The 21,417-nt window shown below is 71.7% G+C and carries 18 protein-coding genes; 10 read left to right on the forward strand and 8 right to left on the reverse strand.

Features of this window, described 5'->3' with window-relative positions:
• Positions 1 to 958: 958 nt before the first annotated feature.
• Both DEJ24_RS11760 and DEJ24_RS11765 read right to left on the reverse strand, forming a co-directional pair.
• A complete protein-coding gene (locus tag DEJ24_RS11760; RefSeq protein WP_111078782.1) occupies positions 959 to 1,255 on the reverse strand; it encodes a hypothetical protein in 297 nt (98 codons plus the stop codon).
• A 111-nt stretch (positions 1,256 to 1,366) separates the two neighbouring features.
• Positions 1,367 to 2,623, reverse strand: coding sequence for an inorganic phosphate transporter (locus tag DEJ24_RS11765; protein WP_110903952.1), 1,257 nt, complete (start codon positions 2,621 to 2,623; stop codon positions 1,367 to 1,369).
• Between the two features lie 113 nt (positions 2,624 to 2,736).
• Between DEJ24_RS11765 and DEJ24_RS11770 the strand changes: the two genes are divergently transcribed.
• The 3 genes from DEJ24_RS11770 (at position 2,737) to DEJ24_RS11780 (ending at position 6,165) form a co-directional block, all read left to right on the forward strand.
• Positions 2,737 to 4,425, forward strand: a complete 1,689-nt coding sequence (locus tag DEJ24_RS11770) for a sodium:proton antiporter (RefSeq protein WP_111078783.1) — start codon at positions 2,737 to 2,739, stop codon at positions 4,423 to 4,425.
• 68 nt (positions 4,426 to 4,493) lie between these two features.
• A complete protein-coding gene (locus tag DEJ24_RS11775; protein ID WP_111078784.1) occupies positions 4,494 to 5,849 on the forward strand; it encodes an ABC transporter permease in 1,356 nt (451 codons plus the stop codon).
• A 31-nt stretch (positions 5,850 to 5,880) separates the two neighbouring features.
• Positions 5,881 to 6,165 (forward strand): hypothetical protein, encoded by a 285-nt coding sequence (locus tag DEJ24_RS11780; RefSeq protein ID WP_111078785.1) that lies wholly within the window; start codon positions 5,881 to 5,883, stop codon positions 6,163 to 6,165.
• 46 nt (positions 6,166 to 6,211) lie between these two features.
• On the opposite strand, the gene DEJ24_RS11785 is transcribed toward DEJ24_RS11780, so the two are convergent.
• Positions 6,212 to 6,730: an 8-oxo-dGTP diphosphatase gene (locus DEJ24_RS11785; RefSeq protein WP_181432948.1), complete on the reverse strand. Its 519-nt coding sequence runs from the start codon at positions 6,728 to 6,730 to the stop codon at positions 6,212 to 6,214.
• 64 nt (positions 6,731 to 6,794) lie between these two features.
• Between DEJ24_RS11785 and DEJ24_RS11790 the strand changes: the two genes are divergently transcribed.
• On the forward strand, positions 6,795 to 7,145 hold the full coding sequence (locus DEJ24_RS11790) for a tryptophan synthase subunit alpha (RefSeq protein WP_110904027.1): 351 nt from the start codon (positions 6,795 to 6,797) through the stop codon (positions 7,143 to 7,145).
• Positions 7,146 to 7,170: 25 nt separating this feature from the next.
• Positions 7,171 to 8,061: an aminodeoxychorismate lyase gene (locus tag DEJ24_RS11795; protein WP_111078787.1), complete on the forward strand. Its 891-nt coding sequence runs from the start codon at positions 7,171 to 7,173 to the stop codon at positions 8,059 to 8,061.
• Between the two features lie 88 nt (positions 8,062 to 8,149).
• Here the strand turns inward: DEJ24_RS11795 and DEJ24_RS11800 are convergent, their stop codons facing one another.
• Positions 8,150 to 9,352 (reverse strand): amidohydrolase, encoded by a 1,203-nt coding sequence (locus DEJ24_RS11800; RefSeq protein WP_111078788.1) that lies wholly within the window; start codon positions 9,350 to 9,352, stop codon positions 8,150 to 8,152.
• Between the two features lie 220 nt (positions 9,353 to 9,572).
• Here DEJ24_RS11800 and DEJ24_RS11805 point away from each other — a divergent pair, with 220 nt between their 5' ends.
• Together DEJ24_RS11805 and DEJ24_RS11810 are read left to right on the forward strand one after the other, a co-directional pair.
• Complete coding sequence (locus DEJ24_RS11805; protein WP_181436594.1) at positions 9,573 to 10,781, forward strand: Fic family protein; 1,209 nt, start codon at positions 9,573 to 9,575, stop codon at positions 10,779 to 10,781.
• Positions 10,782 to 10,809: 28 nt separating this feature from the next.
• Positions 10,810 to 12,984, forward strand: coding sequence for a S9 family peptidase (locus DEJ24_RS11810; RefSeq protein ID WP_375334708.1), 2,175 nt, complete (start codon positions 10,810 to 10,812; stop codon positions 12,982 to 12,984).
• 84 nt (positions 12,985 to 13,068) lie between these two features.
• Here the strand turns inward: DEJ24_RS11810 and DEJ24_RS11815 are convergent, their stop codons facing one another.
• Entirely contained in the window at positions 13,069 to 14,583 is a 1,515-nt protein-coding gene (locus DEJ24_RS11815; protein WP_111078791.1) for a CYTH domain-containing protein, read from the reverse strand.
• 184 nt (positions 14,584 to 14,767) lie between these two features.
• Here DEJ24_RS11815 and DEJ24_RS11820 point away from each other — a divergent pair, with 184 nt between their 5' ends.
• Positions 14,768 to 15,040, forward strand: a complete 273-nt coding sequence (locus tag DEJ24_RS11820; protein ID WP_110903960.1) for a mycoredoxin — start codon at positions 14,768 to 14,770, stop codon at positions 15,038 to 15,040.
• 174 nt (positions 15,041 to 15,214) lie between these two features.
• Here the strand turns inward: DEJ24_RS11820 and DEJ24_RS11825 are convergent, their stop codons facing one another.
• Positions 15,215 to 17,341, reverse strand: coding sequence for a DEAD/DEAH box helicase (locus DEJ24_RS11825; protein ID WP_111078792.1), 2,127 nt, complete (start codon positions 17,339 to 17,341; stop codon positions 15,215 to 15,217).
• Positions 17,342 to 17,807: 466 nt separating this feature from the next.
• Positions 17,808 to 19,049 (reverse strand): aminoglycoside phosphotransferase family protein, encoded by a 1,242-nt coding sequence (locus tag DEJ24_RS11830; RefSeq protein ID WP_111237994.1) that lies wholly within the window; start codon positions 19,047 to 19,049, stop codon positions 17,808 to 17,810.
• Positions 19,050 to 19,128: 79 nt separating this feature from the next.
• Between DEJ24_RS11830 and DEJ24_RS11835 the strand changes: the two genes are divergently transcribed.
• Positions 19,129 to 20,190: an aromatic acid exporter family protein gene (locus DEJ24_RS11835; RefSeq protein ID WP_111078794.1), complete on the forward strand. Its 1,062-nt coding sequence runs from the start codon at positions 19,129 to 19,131 to the stop codon at positions 20,188 to 20,190.
• A gap of 21 nt (positions 20,191 to 20,211) precedes the next feature.
• Here DEJ24_RS11835 and DEJ24_RS11840 read toward each other — a convergent pair whose 3' ends face one another.
• Positions 20,212 to 20,529, reverse strand: coding sequence for a hypothetical protein (locus tag DEJ24_RS11840; protein ID WP_111078795.1), 318 nt, complete (start codon positions 20,527 to 20,529; stop codon positions 20,212 to 20,214).
• 207 nt (positions 20,530 to 20,736) lie between these two features.
• Here DEJ24_RS11840 and DEJ24_RS11845 point away from each other — a divergent pair, with 207 nt between their 5' ends.
• A complete protein-coding gene (locus DEJ24_RS11845; protein ID WP_110903965.1) occupies positions 20,737 to 21,414 on the forward strand; it encodes a response regulator transcription factor in 678 nt (225 codons plus the stop codon).
• The last annotated feature ends 3 nt before the right edge of the window (positions 21,415 to 21,417 follow it).

Genomic DNA, 21,417 nt, shown 5'->3' on the forward strand with positions numbered 1-21,417 from the left:
CCTCCGGGCCGGCCGCTGTCGCGTTGCCGGGCGTGCCCCTCCGCTGGGGTGAGCGGGCGGAATGCCAGGGTGCCTCGCCGTCGTGCCACGCGTTCGCGTCCGCTCGCCGTCATGGGGACGGGAGGCGCACCACCCGGCCGCCACGCGCCTCCCGTCCGCCTTTGCAGTGAGTGGGCGGGAATGGGCGGTTCCATCCGCCGCGGCGGTGCGTTTTCCGCCCGCTCGCACCCGCGTGTCGACTCGAACGGTGCCCGCTCCGGCGAGCGGGTGGAAGCGGGCGGTGCCACCCGCCGCAGCGGTGCGTTTCCGCCCGCCCGCGTGCGCGGGGACGGGAGGCGCGGGGCCAGGCCGCCAGGCGCCTCCGAACCACCAGCTGCCCAGTGGGCGGCGGGCGAACGGGCGCAAAGCGGTGCACGCACGGCGCGCGCGCCGTCCTCCCGCCCGCTCACACCCGAGGCGGAGTCGCTCTGGTGAGCGGGCGTGAAAGGAGGGTGCACTCGCGACGGACCTGGTACTCCGCCCGCTCGCGTGAGCCGGACGGGAGGCACGGGACCAGCCCGCCTCGAACCTCCCGTCCGGCAGACGGCGAGCGGGCACGAACCCGTGGTGCGGCCGTCACGCACCCTGGCATTCCGCCCGCTCACGTGAGCCGGACGGGAGGCACGGGACCAGCCCGCCGCGCACCTCCCGTCCGGTAGACGGCGAGCGGGCACGAACCCGTGGTGCATCCGTCACACGCCCTGGCATCCCGCCCGCTCACGCCCGAGGGCGGACGGGAGGCGCGGGACCAGGCCGCGACGCACCTCTCGTCCGGCAGACGGCGAGCGGACGCGAACGCGTGGCACGACGGCGAGGCACCCTGGCATTCCGCCCGCTCACCCCAGCGGAGGGGCACGCCCGGCAACGCGACAGCGGCCGGCCCGGAGGCCGACCGCTGTCGGATGGGTCGCGCGGTTCCTCAGTGGAAGGCGGGCACGATCAGGTAGATGCCGTAGAGCACGGCCGCACCGCAGAGCACGAAGCAGACCACGGCGAGCGCCCGCAGCATCCGGACGGCCGACGCCGCGGCGTTCGGGTTCGGGAAGCCGGCGGTGGCCGGGCCGATCGTGCCGTCGTCCTTCACGGTGTACTTGCCGGCCCGGGTGTCGGCGGCGCTCCAGAAGCGGAGGCCAACGGAGTACACCGAGACGACGAAGCACGCAGAGACGACGGCGACGAGTGCCACGAGGAGGAACGCTCCCCAGTCGATGCCCATCAGCAGGTCCTCCCGAGCCGGAACGCTCCGCGGCGTCCGTCAGTGGCGATGCCCATCAGCAGATCCTCCCGAGCCGGAACGCTCCGCGGCGTCCGTCAGTGGCGATGCCCATCAGCGACGGCCTCCCTTGCGTCCAGCCATGCGGCGGAGCGTCCGCTCACGGCTCAGTTCGGCGCGGCGGGCGGCGACAGCCTCGGCACGCTTCTTGCGTTGCAGTCCGCGCTGCTCCTTGCGGGTCAGCACGGCGTTCGCGGCGACGTCGATCTCGATGGCCGACGCGTGCTCGTGCGGCTTCCGGAGCGACCACAGGTACAGGCCGAGGATCACGATCGCACCGACGACCGCGTCGATCACCAGGCCGATCACGCCGAAGCGGGCGATGCCCGACGCGACCGCGCCGACCGCAGCCGCCGCCGGCAGGGTGATGAACCAGGCGATGACGATCTTGCCCGCGGTCGACCACTGGATCTTCGACCCGCGCCGACCGAGTCCGGCGCCGATGATCGACCCGGAAGACACCTGCGTGGTGGAGAGCGCGAAGCCGAGGTGGCTCGAGGCCAGGATCGTCGCAGCGGTCGAGGCCTCGGCGGCGAACCCCTGCGTCGCACGGATCTCGGTGATGCCCGAACCGAGGGTGCGGATGATGCGCCACCCGCCGGTGTAGGTACCGAGTGCGATCGCGAGCGCGCAGGCCACCACTACCCAGAACTGCACGCCCTGGTCCGCCGACTGGGCACCAGACGCGATCAGCGTGAGCGTGATGACGCCCATCGTCTTCTGCGCGTCGTTCGTGCCGTGTGCGAGCGACACCATCGACGAGGTGAAGATCTGGCCGATGCGGAAGCCGCCCCGCTCGTTCGGGAACACCGGGCGCCGCGTGATCCGGTACGCGATCCGCGTGGCGAGCAGCGACACCAGCGACGCGATCACCGGCGACAGGAACGCGGGGATGATCACCACCGTCAGCAGCGCCGCGTAGTTCACCGAGTCGAAGCCGGCCCCGACGATCGCAGCGCCGATGAGGCCACCGAAGAGCGCATGCGAGGACGACGACGGCAGACCGCGGAGCCAGGTGATCATGTTCCAGACCACCGCCCCGATCAGTCCCGCGAAGATCATCTCCGGACTGATGGCGACGCCACCGGGTCCCTCGTTGATGAGCCCGTGCGAGATCGACGTCGCCACAGCAGTGCTGAGGAACGCCCCGACGAGGTTGAGCACCGCTGCGACGGAGACCGCCACCGTGGGCTTCATGGCGCCGGTCGCGATCGGGGTCGCCATTGCGTTGGCGGTGTCGTGAAAACCGTTTGTGAAGTCGAAGAAGAGGGCCAACGCAATGACCAGGACGACTATGAGCGTGATGTCCACCGCGGGCAAGTGTCCCAGGCGAGGGGGCATCGAGCAAGCCGAACGGACACCTGTTGTTCATCTGGCCTTCACGTTCGCTCAGGTCCGCAGCTCGGGGATGGGAAGATGGACCCGTGGACATCGCCGAGTTGCTCATCCTGCTGGTCGGATCGCTCGCCGTCACGGGGTTCGCTCGCGCCTGGGGACTCCCGGCACCGCTGCTCGTCACCGCCGTCGCCCTGGGCGTGTCGTTCATCCCCGGACTGCCGCACATCGAGATCGACTCAGAGGTGATCCTCACGGTCGTCCTGCCGCCGCTGCTCTACTCGGCGGCGCTCGACGTGTCGTGGCAGAGCTTCCGCGGCTCGATCAAGCAGATCCGACGGCTCGGGATCTTCCTGGTCATCGTCACGGCGCTCGCGGTCGGCCTGGCGGCGTACCTGATCATCCCGGACATGACGTGGCCCGCAGCGATCCTCCTGGGCGCCATCGTCGCCCCGCCGGACGCGGTGTCCGCCGCGGCCATCGGTCGGAAGCTCGGGCTCCCCCGACGCGTGATGACGGTGCTCTCCGGCGAGAGCCTGATCAACGACGCGGCGTCCCTGACGCTGGTCCGGGTGTTCACGCTGATCATCGCCGGGGCCTCGTTGACGATCTGGCAAGACTTCGCGATCTTCGGCCTCGCGATCGGCGTCGGACTCGTCGTCGGCGGCGTCCTCGGCGTCCTCGTGCACTGGATCCGGATGCGGATCAACGACCCGGTGGTCGAGACGATCATGAGCATCCTGCTGCCGTTCGTCGCGTACATCCTGGCCGAGGAGCTGTCCGGCTCCGGCGTCATCGCGGTCGTCACCGCCGGGCTCTACATCGGCTACAACTCGCCGAAGGAGGGGTACGCGACCCGACTGCAGGAACGCCCGCTCTGGACGAGCATCGACGTCATCCTCGAGGGCTTCGTCTTCGCGCTGATCGGCCTGCAGCTCAACACGGTCGTGCAGGACCTGGTGGAGAGCGAACGCAGCCTCGGCCAGACCCTGACCGCCGCTGCCGTCGTGCTCGCGGTCGTGATCCTGGTCCGACCGCTGTTCATCTTCGAGTCGTACGCCCGGAACCGTCTCCACGGTCGCTTCATCCGTCCCCTGCGCGTCCGGCTGTCCCGAGGACACCGTTCCCTGCGCTGGATCCGCGGCACGGCGGAACCGAGACTGAACTGGCGCGAGTTGACGGTGATCTCGTGGACCGGCATGCGTGGGGTGGTGACCCTCGCCGCCGCCGTGTCCGTCGTCGCGAGCCCCACGCAGATCCCGGCGCAGGACACGATCTTCGTGATCGCGTTCATCGTCACCGTCGGCACCCTCCTGCTGCAGGGGCTGACCCTGCCGTTCGTGATCCGCGCACTCAGGGTGCAGGACCCTGCCGAGGACGACAAGGACCGCCGCAGCGAGATGCTGCTCAACCAGCGGACCACCGTCGCCGCGATCGAGCTGCTCGACCGACGTCGGCCGGCGTGGGGGTCGCGGTACGGCTCAGAGGCCGTCGACTCGGTGGTCTCGCGACTCAAGGCGCGGCTCGAACGCCAGGCCGAGACGTTCCGCCAGGACGCCGAGGAAGAGGAGTCCGACGATCGCAACATCGCGATGCGCCTCCGCGGCGCGCAGATCCAGGACATCCGCCGCGAGCTGCTCGACCGCCGACGCGAGATCGTCCTCGAGGAACGCGAGAAGGGCAACCTCGACGAGGAGGTCATGCGCCGCGTGCTCGTGACGCTCGACGCCGAAGAGCTCGCGATGGACTCGGCGCAGGCGTCCCGCAGCCGTTCCTGACCTGCCCGAACCCTGGCGCCCGGGCGTACCCTGGAACGCCAGACGACAGGACAGGAGCGCACCGCCGAGTGAGCACGCCGCGGAACGAAGCACGCAGGAACAACGACCTCCCGACGCGCAGCGCCGACGACACAGCGCGGGTCGCGCACGAGCGGTCACGGCCGGTCCACCGCCCCGGCCGGGAGGCGCGCCCCACTCCGCCACCGAAGCAACACATCGGCCGCTACCGCCGTTGGTACGCCACGTTGCACCCGTCGCTGCAGCTCATCGGGCTCCAGCTGTGGATGCCGCTGTTCTTCATCGTCGGGTTCTGCCTCTGCTACGTGTTCGCCTTCCACGCCCCGCATCCGCACGACGTCCCGATCGGCATCGTCGGCAGCGACCAGACGCTCATCGGGGCCGTGCAGAAGGCCCTCCCCGGCGAGTACCTCTTCTCGTCCTACGACTCACTCGCCGGCGCGAAGCGCGACGTCGTCGCGGGGACGATCGCGGTGGCCTACGACCCGTCGGCCAACGAGCTGTTCAAGGCCAGCGCGCACCAGTTCCAGGTCGCGAGCCTGGTGCCCGCCACACTGACCGCGGTGCTGACCGGCGCGGGACTGGCCGCTCCCCGGGTGACCGAGCTCGCTCCCCTGCCGGCCTACGACGAGTACGGCACGGTCGCGATGTACGTGATGCTGGCGTGGTGCATCGGCGGCTACATGGTCGCGATGTTCATCGGCATCATGGGCGGCCCCCTGCGCCACCGGACGCGCATGACGGTCATCGTCACCGGTGGTCTGGTCATCTCGCTCATCACGAACACCCTCGCCGGCCCCGTCGTCGGCGCGATCCACGGGCACTTCATCCCGCTCGTCCTCATCGCCTGGGGTTGGATCGTGGCGATCGGGCTGGCGGTGAACGGCCTGAGCTACTTCGTCGGACGGTTCATCGCCGCGCCGGCCATGATCTGCTTCGTCTTCCTGTCGATGCCGTCGTCCGGTGGTGCCTACCCGAAGTGGTTCATGCCGGAGCCGTTCGCGTGGCTCAACAACGTCGTGGTCGGTTCGAGCATGGTCGACATGATCAAGCACCAGCTCTACGGCGTCGGCCCGGGCCCGGAGCGCGGCCTGGTCACGATGGGCTGCTACGCCGCCGCCGGGCTCGTCCTGATGTTCCTCGGCAAGAAGTGGTGGGAACGCCGCCGGATCCGCGCGATCGTCACCGGCCGGACCACGATGTTCCAGGACGCGAACACCGCGAACCGCGAGTTCCTGGGCCGTGAGCGGGACGCCGAACTCGAGCGGAACGGTCTCATCTCGACCGAGACCGGCACGCTGCAGGTCCTGCGCGACGACGACTGGGAGGACGAGCGCGCCGCCGGTGACGTCTTCACCGGCGGACGCGACGGGCTCGAGAACGAGCCGCTGAACCCACGTCGATGAGCGTCCGAGCGAGGGCTATCCTGATCCGATCATGACCCGAACCGCCTGGCACCGCCTCCTCATGACGATCGTCGTCGTCTTCCTCGTCATCGCGGCGCTGTCCTACGTCACGAGCATCGTGCTCGCGCCGAGCGGTGGCCGCAGCGTCGCCGGGCTCTGGGACGGCTGGGCGATGTTCGCGCTCGTCGCCGCGATCGCGTTCGGCGTCGTCGACTTCTTCGTCCGGCCGCTCGGCGGACAGAGCGGGGACGCGGACGTGATGGCCGAGGCCGAAGCCGCGCGCACCGGCAACACCCCGACGCAGCGCGCACGCTGACGAGCGCCGGCGGTCAGAGCGTCAGGACGGCCGTGCCGGGCAGCGATCAGGCCGGTTCGCCGATCCCCGTCCCGGTGAACCCGGCGACCGAGGCGTTGTCCTCCGCGAACACCACCCGCGCACCGACCTGCCCGCCAGCCAGGACCCCGGGCAGCCAGTAGCGCGCGTCGTCCCACATCGCGTCGTACGGCACGGCGTCCACCGGCACCCAGCGGGGCTCCAGCTCGTCACCACCCGACGGGTCGCCTTGCCAGCGGCGGCAGACGAAGACGTCCGAGACCTGGGACCAGGACGGGCGGAACGGGAACCGGTAGTCCAACGTGCCACGGGCCTCCAGGTCGGCCGGGTCGATGCGGAGGCCCACCTCCTCCGCCACCTCGCGCACGGCGGTCTCGACCGCTGTCTCGACACCCTCGCGCTTGCCGCCCGGCCCGACCACGCGCCCGGTGCCGAGGCCCCGCCGCTTCTCGCCGAGCAGCACCTCCGGCCCGTCCGCACTGTCCCGCAGGAGGTACACGACGACGACGGCCGGGTGCTGGGACTTGCTCTCGTCGCGCTCGGTCATGTGTCCAGTGTGACCGATCGGATGACGTACGCTCGTTGCATGGCAGGCGTGCTGTGGGGGCGTCATGGCTGAGTCTCGCAGGACGGGGCGCAGCCTCGAGGTGCTGCGCGCCGAAGCCGCCGAGGAGATCTCGGTCATCGTCGAACACCGGTGTCGGCAGGGCGACGATCCCTGGGACTTCATGCACACGCTGCCGAGCGTCGACGAGCAGGTCGTGCTGATCCTCCGGGCCGAGGCGATGGAGCTCGACGTCCGCATCGGCCAGCGCAGCGCACAGTGGTCGTCGCACCCGGCCTCCGGGCACGGCACCGAGCACGGCGAGGAGTACCACCGCCTCCGCCGCATCGCGCTCCAGCACCCGGAACTCACCGAGGCCGTGTGGAAGCTCATGGACGCACTGCCCGGTGGTCGCTGACAACCACCTGGGGTTGGATGGGGGCATGACCGACACCGTCCTCGCCGTCCTGAACCAGCCCTCCCGCGCTGCCGCGCCGCACGACCCGGAGGCAGAGGCCTTCACGTGGGTGAAGCCGCTCGAGGAGCACATCCAGGTGATGGACCTCGGCCTGACCCGGGGTGACGGTGTGTTCGAGACGATCACGGTCATCGACGGGCGTCCGCAGGCACTCGAGGCGCACCTCGCCCGCTTCGGTCGGTCCGCCGCCAAGCTCGACCTGCCGGAGCCGGACCTCGATGCCTGGCGACAGGCGATCGAAGCGGTCTGTGCACGGCTGGACCCGGTGCGCGAGGCGTACGCGAAGACCGTCCTGACGCGCGGGGTCGAGGGCCTCGGCCGTCCGACCGGCTGGGTCTACTCGGCCCCCTCCGCCGACCAGACCCGCGACCGCACCGAGGGCATCGGGGTCGTCACCCTGGACCGTGGCTACCGGCACGACGTCGTGCGGACGTCGCCCTGGCTGCTGCAGGGCGCGAAGACGCTGTCGTACGCGATCAACATGGCCGCCCTCCGCGAGGCCGTCCGCCGTGGTGCCGACGACGCGCTCTTCGTCTCGACCGACGGCTACGTCCTCGAGGGCACCCGCGCGAACCTGGTCATGGCGGTCGGTGGCCGCCTCGTCACCCCACGGACCGACATCGGGATCCTGGACGGCACCACGCAGGCCGACGTCTTCCGCTTCGCCGAGCAGGAGGGCATCGAGACCGCCTACGAACTCGTCACGCTCGACGACCTGCGGGCCGCGGACGCGCTGTGGCTGGTGTCGAGCATCCGGCAGGCCGCTCCGATCCACACGGTCAACGGCGTGCCGCAGGAGATGGACCTCGGGATGACGGAGCGCATCAACGACTTCCTCCTGTCGCGTCAGGACTGAACCGGCCGGACCCGACGACGGACGGGAGGCTCGGTGCGGCGCCGCCCCGAGCCTCCCGTCCGTCAACCGGTCACCGACACCGGGCTGGTCACCAGCGCGGTGTCGTCACGCCCTGTCCGTCGACGTAGGCGAAGACCTGCTCGCCCTCGATCCAGACGCGCTGGGCGCGGCTGGTGGCGTCGAGCGGGTCGCCGTCCCAGAGGACCAGGTCGGCGTCGAGCCCCTCGGCGATGCGCCCGACCCGGTCCCCGAAGCCGAGGATGTCGGCCGGGGCCGAGGTGATCGCTTCGAGCGCGGTCTGTCGCGGCAGGCCGTCGCGCACCGCCATCGTCGCCTGGGTGACGAGCATGTTGATCGGGACGACGGGCGCGTCGGTGGTGATCGCGACGCGGACACCGGCCGCCGCGATCGTGGTGAGGTTCGGGATGCCGCGGTCGCGCAGCTCGACCTTGGAACGACTGGTGAACAGCGGTCCGTAGATCACCGGGATGCCCTTCTCGGCGAGCAGGTCGGCGATCTTGTGGGCCTCGGTGCCGTGGTTGACGACCAGGCGGTAGCCGAACTCCTCGGCGAGACGGACGGCGGTGGCGATGTCGTCGTGGCGATGGGTGTGCTGGTCCCAGGCGAGTTCGCCGTCGAGGACGCGGACCAGGGCCTCCTTCGTGAGGTCACGAGTGAACGGCTCGTCCTTCCGTGCGGCGGCGTCACGGGCGGCCCGGTAGTCCTGTGCGGCGACGAACGCCTCGCGGATCACCTTCGCGACGCCGAGGCGGGTGGAGGGGGTCTGCCCCTTCTCGCCGTAGACCCGCTTCGGGTTCTCGCCGAGGGCGCTCTTGATGCTCACCGCGTCGGAGATGAGCTGCTCGTCGATGGTCCGGCCACCCCAGGTCTTGATCGCGACCGTCTGCCCACCGATGGGGTTGCCGGAGCCGGGCTTCACCACGATGCTCGTGATGCCGCCGGAGAGGGCGTCGCGGAACCCCTCGTCGTCGATGTCGACCGCGTCGATCGCGCGGACAGCGGCCATATTCGGGCCGGTCATCTCGTTGGTGTCGTTGCCGGCCGAGCCGTTCGCCTCTTCGTGGATGCCGACGTGGCCGTGGGCCTCGACGAAGCCGGGCAGCAGCCAGGCGCCGGCGGCGTCGATCACGGGCAGGCCGTCGGGAGGCGTCACGTCGGGTCCGACGGCCGTGATCCGGCCGTCCTGGACGACGACCGCTCCCCCGTCGAACTCCGCCCCGTCGACGGGGACGACGTGGGCACCGGTGATCACGAACGAGTTGTCAGTCATTCCACAACGGTACCGATCACATCGGCGGGCGCCTCGGTCTTCGTACACGACATACGGGTTCTTCGCAGTGGAGGACGGCTCGTGGGTACCTTCTGGAGACCCGACGAGCGGAGGCAGGATGCACCACCACGACACCCGGTCGCCCCGGCCTGACTGGCCGGCGCACCGCACCGCGACCCGACCGTGGCGCAGCAGTGGACGACCGCCCCGAGCCGACCGCATGGTCCGCTCGGTCCGGTGCTCGCTGCCGCCCCGCATCGCCCACCGCACCTGGACCGCACCCCCGACCACGGCGGACTTCGTGTCGCGGGTGACCGAGCGCCTGACGGAGCTCGACCGACGCCTCGGTGACCGCACCGCGACCTTCGACCTGCTGCTCGCCCGGACCGAGGCCGTCTCGTCCTCCCGGATCGAGGACGAGCACGCCACGCTCGACGACTACGCCCGAGCCCTCGTCGGCATCCGCGCGAACGGCAGCGCGACGGCGATGGTCGGCGCGACCGCGGCCCTCAGGGCGATGATCGACGACGCCGGCCGGGGCGGCATCACCGAGCGCTCGGTGCTCGACGCGCACGCCGTGCTCATGCGGGACGACCCCGTCGACGGCCCAGTCGCCGGGCGCTGGCGGCAGGTGCAGAACTGGATCGGTGGCGGAGCGTCCCCGCGCGACGCCGCGTACGTCCCGCCGCCGGCCGACGACGTCGCCGAGGCCATGGACGACCTGTTCGCCTTCCTGTCGCGGGACGAACTCGACCCGATCGTCCAGGCGGCGATCGCCCACGCCCAGTTCGAGTCCATCCACCCGTTCATCGACGGCAACGGGCGGATCGGCCGCGCCCTCGTCAACGCCGTGCTCCGACGACGCGGTCTGACGTCCTCGCTCGTTGTCCCCGTGGCCGCGGCACTCGTCGCGGACCGGGCCGGGTACTTCGCCGAACTCGTCCGGTACCGGAACGGGCACGTCGACGGTGTCGTGACCCTGGTCGCCGCGGCGATCGGCACCGTGTGTGACGAGGTCGAGTACGCGGCACTCCGCCTCGACGAGATCGAGCACGACCGCGCCGCGGTGCACAGCACGAGCTGCGGACCCCGGGTGACGCACGACTCCGCGGTGCTCCGCGTCCTGCTCGCGGACCCGGTCCTGACCGAGGCGGCGATCAGTGCCGCGCTGCCGCCGGACCTGCCGTGGACGGACGCGGTGATCGACGACCTGGTCGACGCGGGCGTGCTGCGGCCGGTCACCGAGCGGCGACGGGGCCGGGCCTGGGTGGCGTCGGACGTGCTGGCGGAGCTCGACGCGCTCGCGGAACGCATCCGGGCGGCCGTGGTGCCGTCGACCTCGGCGGCCGTGCCGGCGGGCTCGGCGGTGGATGCCGAGGCGGTGGGCGGAGCGGCGGGGCCGGGTCGGTCCTCCATGCCGAGCGAATAGGGTGGGCCGGGTGACCAGCGAGCACGACGTGACCATCCCGCCGACCGCCGCCAAGCGGCCCCGGACGCGGACCCACCACGGCATCGACTTCGTCGACGACTACGAGTGGCTGCGCGACAAGGAGTCCCCGGACACCATCGCGTACCTCGAAGCCGAGAACCGCTACACCGAGGGGCAGACCGAGCACCTCAGCGGACTCCGTCAGCGGCTCTTCGACGAGGTCAAGACCCGCGTGCAGGAGACCGACCTCTCGGTCCCCGTCCGCATGGGCCAGTGGTGGTACTTCACCCGGACCAGCGAGGGCAGCCAGTACGGGGTGCAGTGCCGCGCTCCGATCAGCGGACCCGACGACTGGACCCCGCCGTCGCTCGAGGCGGCAGCCGAGGACTCGCCGACGGGCGCCGGCACCCTGCCCGGGGAAGAGGTGGTCCTGGACGGCAACGCCCTGGCCGAGGGGCACGACTTCTTCTCGCTCGGCACCTACGACATCAGCGACGACGGTCGCCGGCTGGTCTACGGCGTCGACGTCGAGGGGGACGAGCGCTACACCCTGGCGGTCCGGGACCTCGAGACGGGACAGGACCTCGGCGACACGATACCGAACACCGGAGCCGGCGCGACGTTCGACCCCTCGGGCCGGTACGTCTTCTACCCGACCGTCGACGACTCGTGGCGACCGGACCGCATCTGGCGGCACACCGTCGGTACGTCCGCGGACGCGGACGTGGTGGTGTTCGAGGAGCCGGACGACCGCTACTGGGTCGGCGTGGGCGTGACCCGCTCGTCGCAGTACATCGTCATCGAGCTCGGTTCGAAGATCACCTCCGAGGCGCTCGTCCTCGACGCGTCCGACCCGACCGGCGAGTTCCGTGTGGTGTGGCCCCGTCGTGAGGGCGTGGAGTACGAGATCGAGCACGCGATCGTCGGCGGCAGCGACCGACTGCTGGTCCTGCACAACGACGGCGCCGAGAACTTCGAGCTGGTGGACGTCCCCGCCGACGACCCGACGTCGGAGTCCGACCGCCGCGTCGTCGTCGCGCACCACGCCGAGCGACGCATCGAGTCGGTCGACGCCTTCGCCGGACACCTGGCGCTCGAGTACCGGTCCGAGGCGCTCCCCCGGATCGCGATCATCCCGATCGAGGGCGACGGCTACGGCGACGCGCACGAGGTCCCCTTCGACGAGGCGCTGTTCTCGGCTGGCCTCGGTGGCAACCCCGAGTGGGACCAGCCGACGCTCCGCCTCGGGTACACGTCCTTCGTCACCCCGTCCGAGGTCAGCGACCTGGACCTGGCGACCGGCGAGGTCACCGTGCTGAAGCGGCAGCCGGTGCTGGGCGGCTACGACCCGGCCGACTACGTGCAGGAGCGCGACTGGGCGACCGCGTCCGACGGCACGCGGGTCCCGATCTCGCTCGTGTGGCGCCGCGACGCCGTCGATGCGGAGACCCCGGCCCCGCTGCACCTGTACGGGTACGGCTCGTACGAGCACTCGATCGACCCGGGCTTCAGTGTGATGCGCCTGTCGATGCTCGACCGCGGGGTCGTCTTCGCCGTCGCCCACGTCCGCGGTGGCGGCGAGCTCGGCCGGCACTGGTACGAGGACGGCAAGACCCTGACGAAGAAGAACACGTTCACGGACTTCGTCGCCGTCGCCGATCACCTCATCGACAGCGGCCGGACCACGCCCGAGCGTCTGGTGGCCGAGGGCGGCAGCGCCGGCGGTCTGCTGATGGGCGCGGTCGCGAACCTGGCACCCGAACGCTTCGCGGGCATCCTCGCCGCGGTGCCGTTCGTCGACGCGCTGACCAGCATCCTCGACCCGGACCTGCCGCTGACCGTCATCGAGTGGGACGAGTGGGGCGACCCACTGCACGACCCCGAGGTCTACCGCTACATGAGCGAGTACTCGCCGTACGAGAACGTCCGCGACGACGTGCAGTACCCGCGCATCCTCGCCGTGACCTCGATCAACGACACCCGTGTGCTCTACGTCGAGCCGGCGAAGTGGACTGCCAAGCTGCGCGAGGTCGGCGCCCCGGTGCTCCTGAAGACCGAGATGTCCGCCGGACACGGTGGTGTCAGCGGTCGGTACGACTCGTGGAAGGAGCGTGCGTCCGAGCTGGCCTGGCTGCTCGACGTGCTCGGACTGGCCGACGTCTCCCCCGCAGCCGCGAGCGCGAACCCGATCGCGGCGGGCTGACCCGGAGCACCGACCGAGTCCGGACCGACGACGACGGCGCGCACCCGAGCAGGGTGCGCGCCGTCGTGGTTCCGGGCGCCGCCGTCACACGCGGTTGAGCGCGTGCACCGCCTCGTCGTAGGACTCCTCGGCCACGCGGACCCGGTCGCCCGCCAGGACCCCGTACCCGAAGGTGCCCTCGCCGGCCCGTTCCGCGATGCCGGCCTGCACGCGCAGCTGCTCGAGCGCGTGCAGCGACCGGACCCGCTCGGTGAGTACGTCGGCCGCGGTGCCGATGCGCTTCCACAGCGCGTGCGGGAACGCGTCGTCGCCGAGGACGTCCATCGCCATCCGGGCGCGGAGCGTCGCGTGCCAGGCACGCTGGGTCGCCTCGCGGTCGCCGGCCTCGTCGGCGGGGTCGTCCCCGACGGCGACGCGGACGAGGTCGCGGACACGCGGCTTCTCGATCGCCGAGACGTCCTGCGCGACCCGCTTCGGGTCGCGCAGCGCCCACGCCGTCGGCCGGGGGCGCTCGACGGCGTCGTCGAGGGCGTCGAGCAGTTCGAGGAACGACTCCTCGTGCAGGGACAGGACGACCTCGCGGGTGGCGTCGTCGCGGCGCTGGCGAGTGGCGGCGAGGACGCGCTCGCGGGTGATGGAGTCGACGAGCGCCTCCTGCGCCGGGCTCGACGCGTGCGGCAGTCGGTCGACCAGGTACTCGGCGAGGGCGGCTCGTGCCGTGACGGCTGCGAGTACGTCGGCCGCGGCGGCGGCCCGGTCGATCTCGTCCCCGTCGGCGAAGGCCGGCCGGTACGACCCGAGGACGGCGGCGATGCCGAGCGCGGTCTCGGCCGTCTCGGCCAGGTCGGTCGGTGCGCCGGACCGGAGTCCGGCCTCCAGTCGGAGCAGCGTGCCGCGGAGCTTCCGCAGCCGCTTGGTGAGTGCGCGCGCCGCGGTGCCCTTGTGCGGCTTCTCCTCGGTCTGGAGGCGCGGTGCCGGTGCCCCCGCCAGCCCGCGTGCCAGCTTGGACGCGACGGCGGCGGGGCCGGCGCCGACGGCGGCGAACCGGCCGTCCAGGGCGGCGAAGAGTTCGTGCGCGATCTGCGGGTCGACGCCCTCGACGGCTTCGACCTCGACCTCCCGCCAGGTGTTCGGGTCCGCCGGCGCGTCGTCGTCGAGGCGTTCGGCGACGACCTGGTCGTCGGCGAGTTCGGCGACCTGGTCACCGTCCTCGTCCAGCAGGCGGGTGACGGTGCGGGTGGTGGTGATGCGGACGACGGGGTGGAGTCCGCGGCCGCGGCGTTCGGTGAAGAGTGCGGCGAGGACGTCGACAGGCACGGTGTCCGGGTCCTCGGTGAGCGGGAAGTGCTGCTCGTGGCGGACGGTGTCGGACTCGGCGCGCTTGATGTGCCAGCCGGCGTCGTGTCCGCCGGTGCGCCGTCGGACGGTGACGTGGGCGGCGACGAGGTCGTACCGCTGGGTGTCCCAGTAGGTGGCGTCGAGCTCGAAGGGTTCCTGGACGTCGGTCTGCATGATCCCGCCGGCGCCGACCAGGTCGGGCAGTGCGGCGCCGTCGGGCAGGTCGTAGGTGCGCTCGATCTCGAGGTGGGTGTCGCTCACACGGTCTTGTCTACCAGGGTGGCGGCGTGGTCCTCGCCACGGGTGGGTCGGCGGCGGGCCGTCGTCGCTCGTCAGGGAGCCGCGGCCGGAGGCGGGGCCCGAGGCGGGGTCGGACGCGGGGTCGGACGCGGGGCCGGAGGCGGGGTCGGACGCGCCTCCCGGGAACCGGGGTTACCGTGAGCACATGAGCGAGACGATCACCCGTGACGCGTTCGTGCCCGAGGCCGGCGGCGTCACCATGTTCACGACTTCCTGGTGCGGCTACTGCGCCCGACTGAAGAACCAGATGACCAAGGCGGGCGTGCCCTTCCGCGAGGTCGACATCGAGAACACGCCCGGCACGGCCGAGCTGGTCGCCGAGGTCAACGGCGGCAACCAGACCGTGCCGACGCTGGTCTTCCCCGATGGCAGCACGGCGACGAACCCGTCCCTGGCCGAGGTGCAGTCGCGCGTCTGACGCGCGGCGGCGCCCGGCGCCCGGCCCCGGCGCCCGGCGCAAGCCGGACCCGCACAACAGGAACCCGCTCGAACCACGGTCTCCCGTGGTTCGAGCGGGTTCCTGTTGTGCGCAGCCGAACGGCGCCAGCCAGCCGGCCAGCCGGCGCCAGCCGGCCAGCCAGCCGGCCGCGCCCTACCGCGAGAGCGCGTCGAGCAGCAGCGCCGCCATCGCGTCGAGCTGGATGTCGCCGGAGTCGACGACCTCTTCGTCCGACCCGTCGAGCGCGCGGGCGGCGAGGCCGGCCTTCGAGTCGATGAGCTCGGCGATCTTGGTGTCGATCGTCTGCGCGGCGATGATGCGCCACGCGGTGACCGGCTCTTCCTGACCGATGCGGTGCACGCGGTCGATCGCCTGCGTCTGCTCGGCGCTCGTCCACGACAGTTCGGCGAGGACGACGTTGGAGGCGACCTGCAGGTTGAGGCCGACGCCCGCCGCGGTGAGCGAGCAGACGATGACGGCCACGTCGGGGTCGTTCACGAACGAGTCGATCTCGGCCGTGCGCTGCGCGGGCGTCTGGTCGCCGCGGATCGTCGCGGTGCGCAGGTGCCGGCGGGCGAAGACCTCCTCCGCCTGGTCCATCACGTCGAGGTGCTTGGCGAAGAACACGACCTTGCCGACGTTCGAGGCGAGCTGCGCCGCGTAGTCCGCCGCGAGCTGCGCCTTGGCACGGCCGATGCGACGCACCATCGAGAACACGTTCTCCCCGGTGGACGAGGCGTCCTGGTCCTCGAGCTCCCAGCGGGCGACCTGGCGGACGAGCTTCTCGTCGATGCCGTCGACCGGCGCCTGGCCGGTGCGGGCAGCGAGCGCCTGGTGGTACCGCTTGACCAGCTTCGCGGTGAGCTCGCGCTCGGCGTCGCGGATCGAACGGCCCTCGTCGCCGTCGAGCTCGACGGGGATGTCGGCGATCCGGCGGGCCGGGATGTCCGCGGCGACGTCGACCTTGCGGCGACGGACGATGCCCAGGTCGATCACGGCCTTGCGCGCCTCGGTGAAGAAGCCCTGGTCGGCGGGGGTCAACCCGATCTCCTCGAGCTCGTTCATGAGCTGCGCGCGGGGCTTCTTGTCGTCGATCCAGCCGAGGAACTCCCAGATCGTGCGGAAGTCCTCGACCGAGTTGATGAGCGGCGTCCCGGTCAGGGCCATCAGCAGCGGGTTCGCGGTGCGCTCGCGGATCTTCTCGGCGAGCTGCAGCACGAACTTCGAGCGCTGCGAGTCCTTGTTCTTGATGAAGTGGGCCTCGTCGACGACCATGCCCTTGAACCCGAAGGTCCCGAGCCAACCGACGTGCCGGTCGAGGATCTCGTAGTTGACGATGATGATGTCGGCGAACCCGTCGAGGTCCTGGCCGTCCCCGTGGATGACCGTGGCCCGGTGGTTCGGCACCCAGCGCTCGGCCTCGCGAGCCCAGTTCGTCTTGACGACGTTCGGGACGACGACGAGCAGCGGGAACGCCTTCGCGGCGTCGGCAGCGAGCAGCGACTCCGCGGTCTTGCCGAGGCCCGGCTCGTCGGCGAGCAGGAAGGTGCGGTGCCCCTGCGCCGCCGAGGTGACGAGCTCCGCCTGGTGCTTCATCAGCGAGGCACCGGCCGGGGTGTGCAGCGTGGCGGGCTCGGGCAGCGGCATGGAGGCCACTCCGCCGCCGGCGCCGTACTCGAACGACTTGAACAGCGGACCGAAGAGCTCCCAGTTCGCCAGACGACGCGGGTGCGCCACGGGCTGGTCGGCGAGCGCGAAGTCGGGCGGCAGGAACGGGTTCGCGAGCTGCCGCTGCACGACGGACTGTGGCACCACGGACCGCTCGGGCGTCTCGACCGCAGCGGTCGGTTCGGCTGCGATGACCAGGTCCTCGGGCTGCAGCTCGATGCCGGCGGCGATCATCATGTCGCGCTTCACCGTGCGCGTGGCCTCGGAGACCGAGGCTTCCTCGGTGAGGAGCTGGATGACACTGGTGTCCCGCGCAGCGGTCTTCGCGAGGATCGTGGCGACCCCGTCGAGGCGCTTCAGCTGCTCGGCACGCTGCGAGTCGGTGAGGGTCGCGTCCGCCTTGACGCGGGCACGCTCCTCGCGCATGAGCAGGGCGACAGCCTGGAACTTCGTGCGGTTCGTCGCCTTGAGGGGGCCCCGCTGCGCGGCGGCTTCGACCTCGCGCACGGCGCGGGCGAGAACGGGGATGAGGCCGTCGTTGTCGAGCGGCCGGGTCCGGCGCGCAGCCGTCCGCGTGCCACCGGCAGCGCGACGGGTACCTGATCGAGCCAAGGCTCCTCCTGTTCCGCCCTCGTCGGGGCGAGCCACCCGGTACGGGCGGAAGTCGTGTGGTGCGGCTGCCGTGTGTCGTGGCCGTCGCACCGGTGTCCACCGCGGGCCGCCGTGGCCCGCAGCACGCCGGCACGTTCCGACAGGACGCATCGGGGGCCCAGGTGCGGGCCGGTGGCCGATGTGACGGTCTGCGCGGGAGTCCGGCGGCGTCTCACGCACGCCACCCATCCCGGAGGAGGTCCCCCGGAGAACGTCCTGGAGGTCTGACCTACCAGGCGACGCGGCTGCGGCCCGCACCGGCCAGGGACCGGTCGTCGCGGCAGGGATCGACGCGACATGCGAGCACGCCGTGCGTGCGCGGTCAGTTTACTCCCCCGGAACCGACGGAGGCGACTCTCCACACCCCGCGCGTGGCGGGCCTCCCGACCGGGACACGGCGTCACGGGCAGGGCGGACGGGACAGGCGTCAGCGGTGCGGTGCGGAGCGTGGCCGGCCGGCACCGGACGGGAGGCTCGGGGCCGGCTCCGCCAGGGCGGCCCGCGTCGCCGCGAGCAGCTGCTCCGCCGTCGCGATCCCGTTCACCGACCCGGTGGTCGCCTGCCCGCCCGCGTGCGCGAGGAGTTGTGCCCCGATCGCCGGCCCGAGGCGCTCGGCCTCCTGCGGGTTCCGGGCGGCCCAGTCCCGGGCGACGGCGTCCGCGAGGCGCTCGGCGGCGGCACCGCGGTCCACGTCACCACGGGAGCGGTGCCACAGCCCGGTGACGACGAGGTGCGCGACGACCGCGCCGACGTCCCGCACCGGGTACCCCCAACCGGCGGTGTCGATGTCGAGCAGGCCGGAGATGCGCCACGGCTCGTCCTCGTCGACGAAGACCTGCTCGAGGTGCAGGTCACCGTGCACGACCTGCTTCTGCGCGGCGTTCCAGCCGATCGACCGGCGCCCGATCGCGTCGTACAGGCGGTCGATCTCCTCGGCGTCCCCGGGCAGCGCGGTCGTCAGGGTACGGCGGTGCCAGTCCGCGTGGTCCATCGCGTCCGCACGCGCCTGCTGCGTCATCGGTACCGCGGCGATGCGGCCGGTCAGCGCTGCGAGGGACGCCACGAAGCGCGGGTCGTCCGCGATCTCGACGATCCGGCTGCCGGCCGGGACACCCCGGACGAGCTCGAGGACGAGCAGCCCGTCACCGCGGCTCGCCAGCACGCGCGGCACCGGGAGCCCGGCCGCCGCGAACTGCTCGTGGGTGCGGACGATCGGTGCGACCCGGTGCGGCCGGACGATCTTGATGAAGAGGGTGCGCTCGGGTGCGTCGACGCGGACCACGGCACGCTTGCCGGGCCGGTAGGCGGCCACCGTCAGGGTCGGGTCCGTCACCGGCATCCCGAGCGTGGTCAGGAGTTCGGCGACGGCGTCCCGGTAGGTCACCTGCGGCAGCACCGGGAGGCCCGGGTCGTTCGGGTAGGCCCACACCGACACCGGCTCCCCCGTCGCGGGGTCGGTGACGATCGCGCTGTTCTGGTCGTGGGCGCCGCCGGTGTCGACGTAGGTCAGGACGGTGGCCCGCTGGCCGTTCCGGTCGAGGGTGTCGACCTCGTACCCGTAGAGGTAACCGTTGCCCGAGGGTTCGACCGAGTGCGCACGGGCGGCCACGACGGACGTCCCGGACCCGGCGAAGGCCTCGGGGATGACACGCTCATGGTTGGGCCACACGGCCACAGTCAACCGTGTGTGCGGGGATTCGGCGCGTTGCCGAGCGGCTCGGCGTGCGGCTCCTGGCTAGCGTGGAGGGGTGAACCCGGTCAGGCGCCTCCGCAGCTCCAGCCGCACCCCGTTCCTCCAGGTCGTGAAGACCGCGGTGGCGGTGGTCGCGGCGGTGCTGCTGTGCGAGCTCCTGATCCGTGGACCGTTCCCGACCTTCGCCGCGATCGCCGCCCTGCTCGTCGTGCAGCCGAGCATCAACCAGTCGTTCATGAAGGGCCTGGAGCGCAGCGCCGGGGTCCTGCTCGGCGTGGTCCTGGCGACCGGGGTGCACCTGCTCCTCGGCGACGCGGTGTGGATCGTGCTGCTCGTGGTCGTCCTGGCGATCCTGCTCGCCTGGGCACTGCGCCTGACCCCGACCTCGGCGACGCAGGTCGGCATCAGCGGGATGCTCGTGCTGACCGCCGGGGTCGTCACGCCGAACTACTCGGCCGACCGCATCCTCGAGACCGTGATCGGCGCGGTCGTCGCGCTCGTGGTGAACGCCGTCATCGTGCCGCCGGTCCTCCTCGAACCCGCACACCTGGCCGTCGCACGACTCGCCCGCGACACCGCCGCCGCGTTCGAACGCATCGCCGTCGGCCTGACCGAGGGGTGGGACCACGAGCAGTGGGACGCAGCCCTGCTGCAGGCCCGGGCGCTCCGGCAGCAGCACGGCCGGACGGAGGCCGCGCTGACCTCGGCTCGCGACTCGCTCGCCATGAACCCCCGCGGCGGTCGGCACCACACCGTCCTCGAGCGGGACGTCGCCGTCGCCGAACACCTGCGCGTCCTCGTCACCCGGGTCACGGGCATGACACGCGCCGTCCGGGACAACACCGCCCCGGACCTCCGTGCCGACCCGATGGTGGGGCGGATCGCCACCGAGGTCGCCCGCATCGGCTCCGACGTCCGCCGCCTCGGCGCGCAGGTCGAGTCGGCACGACTCACGCCGGGCGAGCTCGCCGAAGGACCGGAGGCGACCGCGGTCGAGCACGCGCTGACCGCGCCGCTCGCGGTCGTCCGGCCGAACTCCCGGCACTGGGTGCTCATCGGAGCGCTGCTGGAGGACGTCCGGCGCGTCCGTGAGGAACTGCTCGGCGAGGACGACTGAGCAGTCTGCTCCGACGTCGGGTCAGCGGACGGGTTCGTCCGTGCCGCACGCGGCCTGGCGCGCCGCCTCGAGGAGGTCCGCCCACACCCCCGCCGCTGGCCACGACGGGTCGGACGTGACCACCTCGACGTCGGCGAACCGACGGATCTCGGCGACCACGGCCTCCCGGCCGGCTGCACGCGCGGCGCGACCCGCTCCGTCCAGCACGGCGGCGAGCAGGTCGGCGACGACGCGGTCGCGATGTGGTCCGTCGAGCGGACCGAGACCGACGACGCCCTCCCGGGCGGAGTCGAGCTCGGCGCGCAGGCGGACGATCTCCGGATGGTCCGGGTCGTGCATGGTGCCCCCCAGTACAGGACGGTCTGTCGGGTACAGCGTCCGGGCCGGAGCATAGCAAGGCGATGGTCCCGGCCAGTACCCGTCGGTCTCGAGCTGTCCACCGGGCGCAACGGGACACCCTCCGTGCTGTGACGGTGTTCAGGCGTGCCGGACGCCGATCCGCCCGCCGGACGGCGTTCGGTGCCACGATGGTCGCGGGAGGTCCAGATGCGCTTGTTGGTGGTCGAGGACGATGACGAGATGCGCGCGCTCATGGAGCGCGGGCTCGCTGCCGAGGGGTACCGCGTCACCGCGGTCGAGAACGGCGTGGAGGCGCTGATCGCCCTCGGTGAGCAGGCCTACGACATCGCCGTGGTCGACGTGATGATGCCCGGGATGTCCGGGTTCGAGCTCGCTCGACGCGTCCGCGAACGGGAGGACCCGGTCCGGATCCTCCTCGTCACCGCACGCGACGCGGTCGACGACCGGGTGTTCGGACTCGACGCCGGCGCCGACGACTACCTCACCAAGCCGTTCGCGTTCGCCGAACTCACCGCCAGGCTCCGTGCGCTCGGCCGCCGTGAACCGGTCGGTGCTCCCCGCACCATCGAGGTCGGCGACGTCTCGATCGACTCCGAAGCACGCCGCGTGTCCATCAAGGGCCAGCGCGTCGCCATGAGCCCCACCGAGTTCGCGCTGCTGCGGCTGCTCGCCCGCTCGGTCGGCACGGTCGTCGACCGCCCGAAGATCCTCGAAGAGGTCTGGGACGGCTCGCAGCACGTCGACCCGAACGTCGTCGAGCAGTACATCTCGTACCTGCGGAAGAAGCTCGTCGCGCAGGAGGCGACCGTCGCCATCAGCACGGTCCGTGGCCGCGGCTACCGACTCGACCTCATCGGCGCGTGACGA

Origin of the sequence: Curtobacterium sp. MCPF17_001 (genome assembly GCF_003234615.1) — a bacterium.
In the GTDB taxonomy this organism is placed as follows: Bacteria; Actinomycetota; Actinomycetes; order Actinomycetales; family Microbacteriaceae; genus Curtobacterium.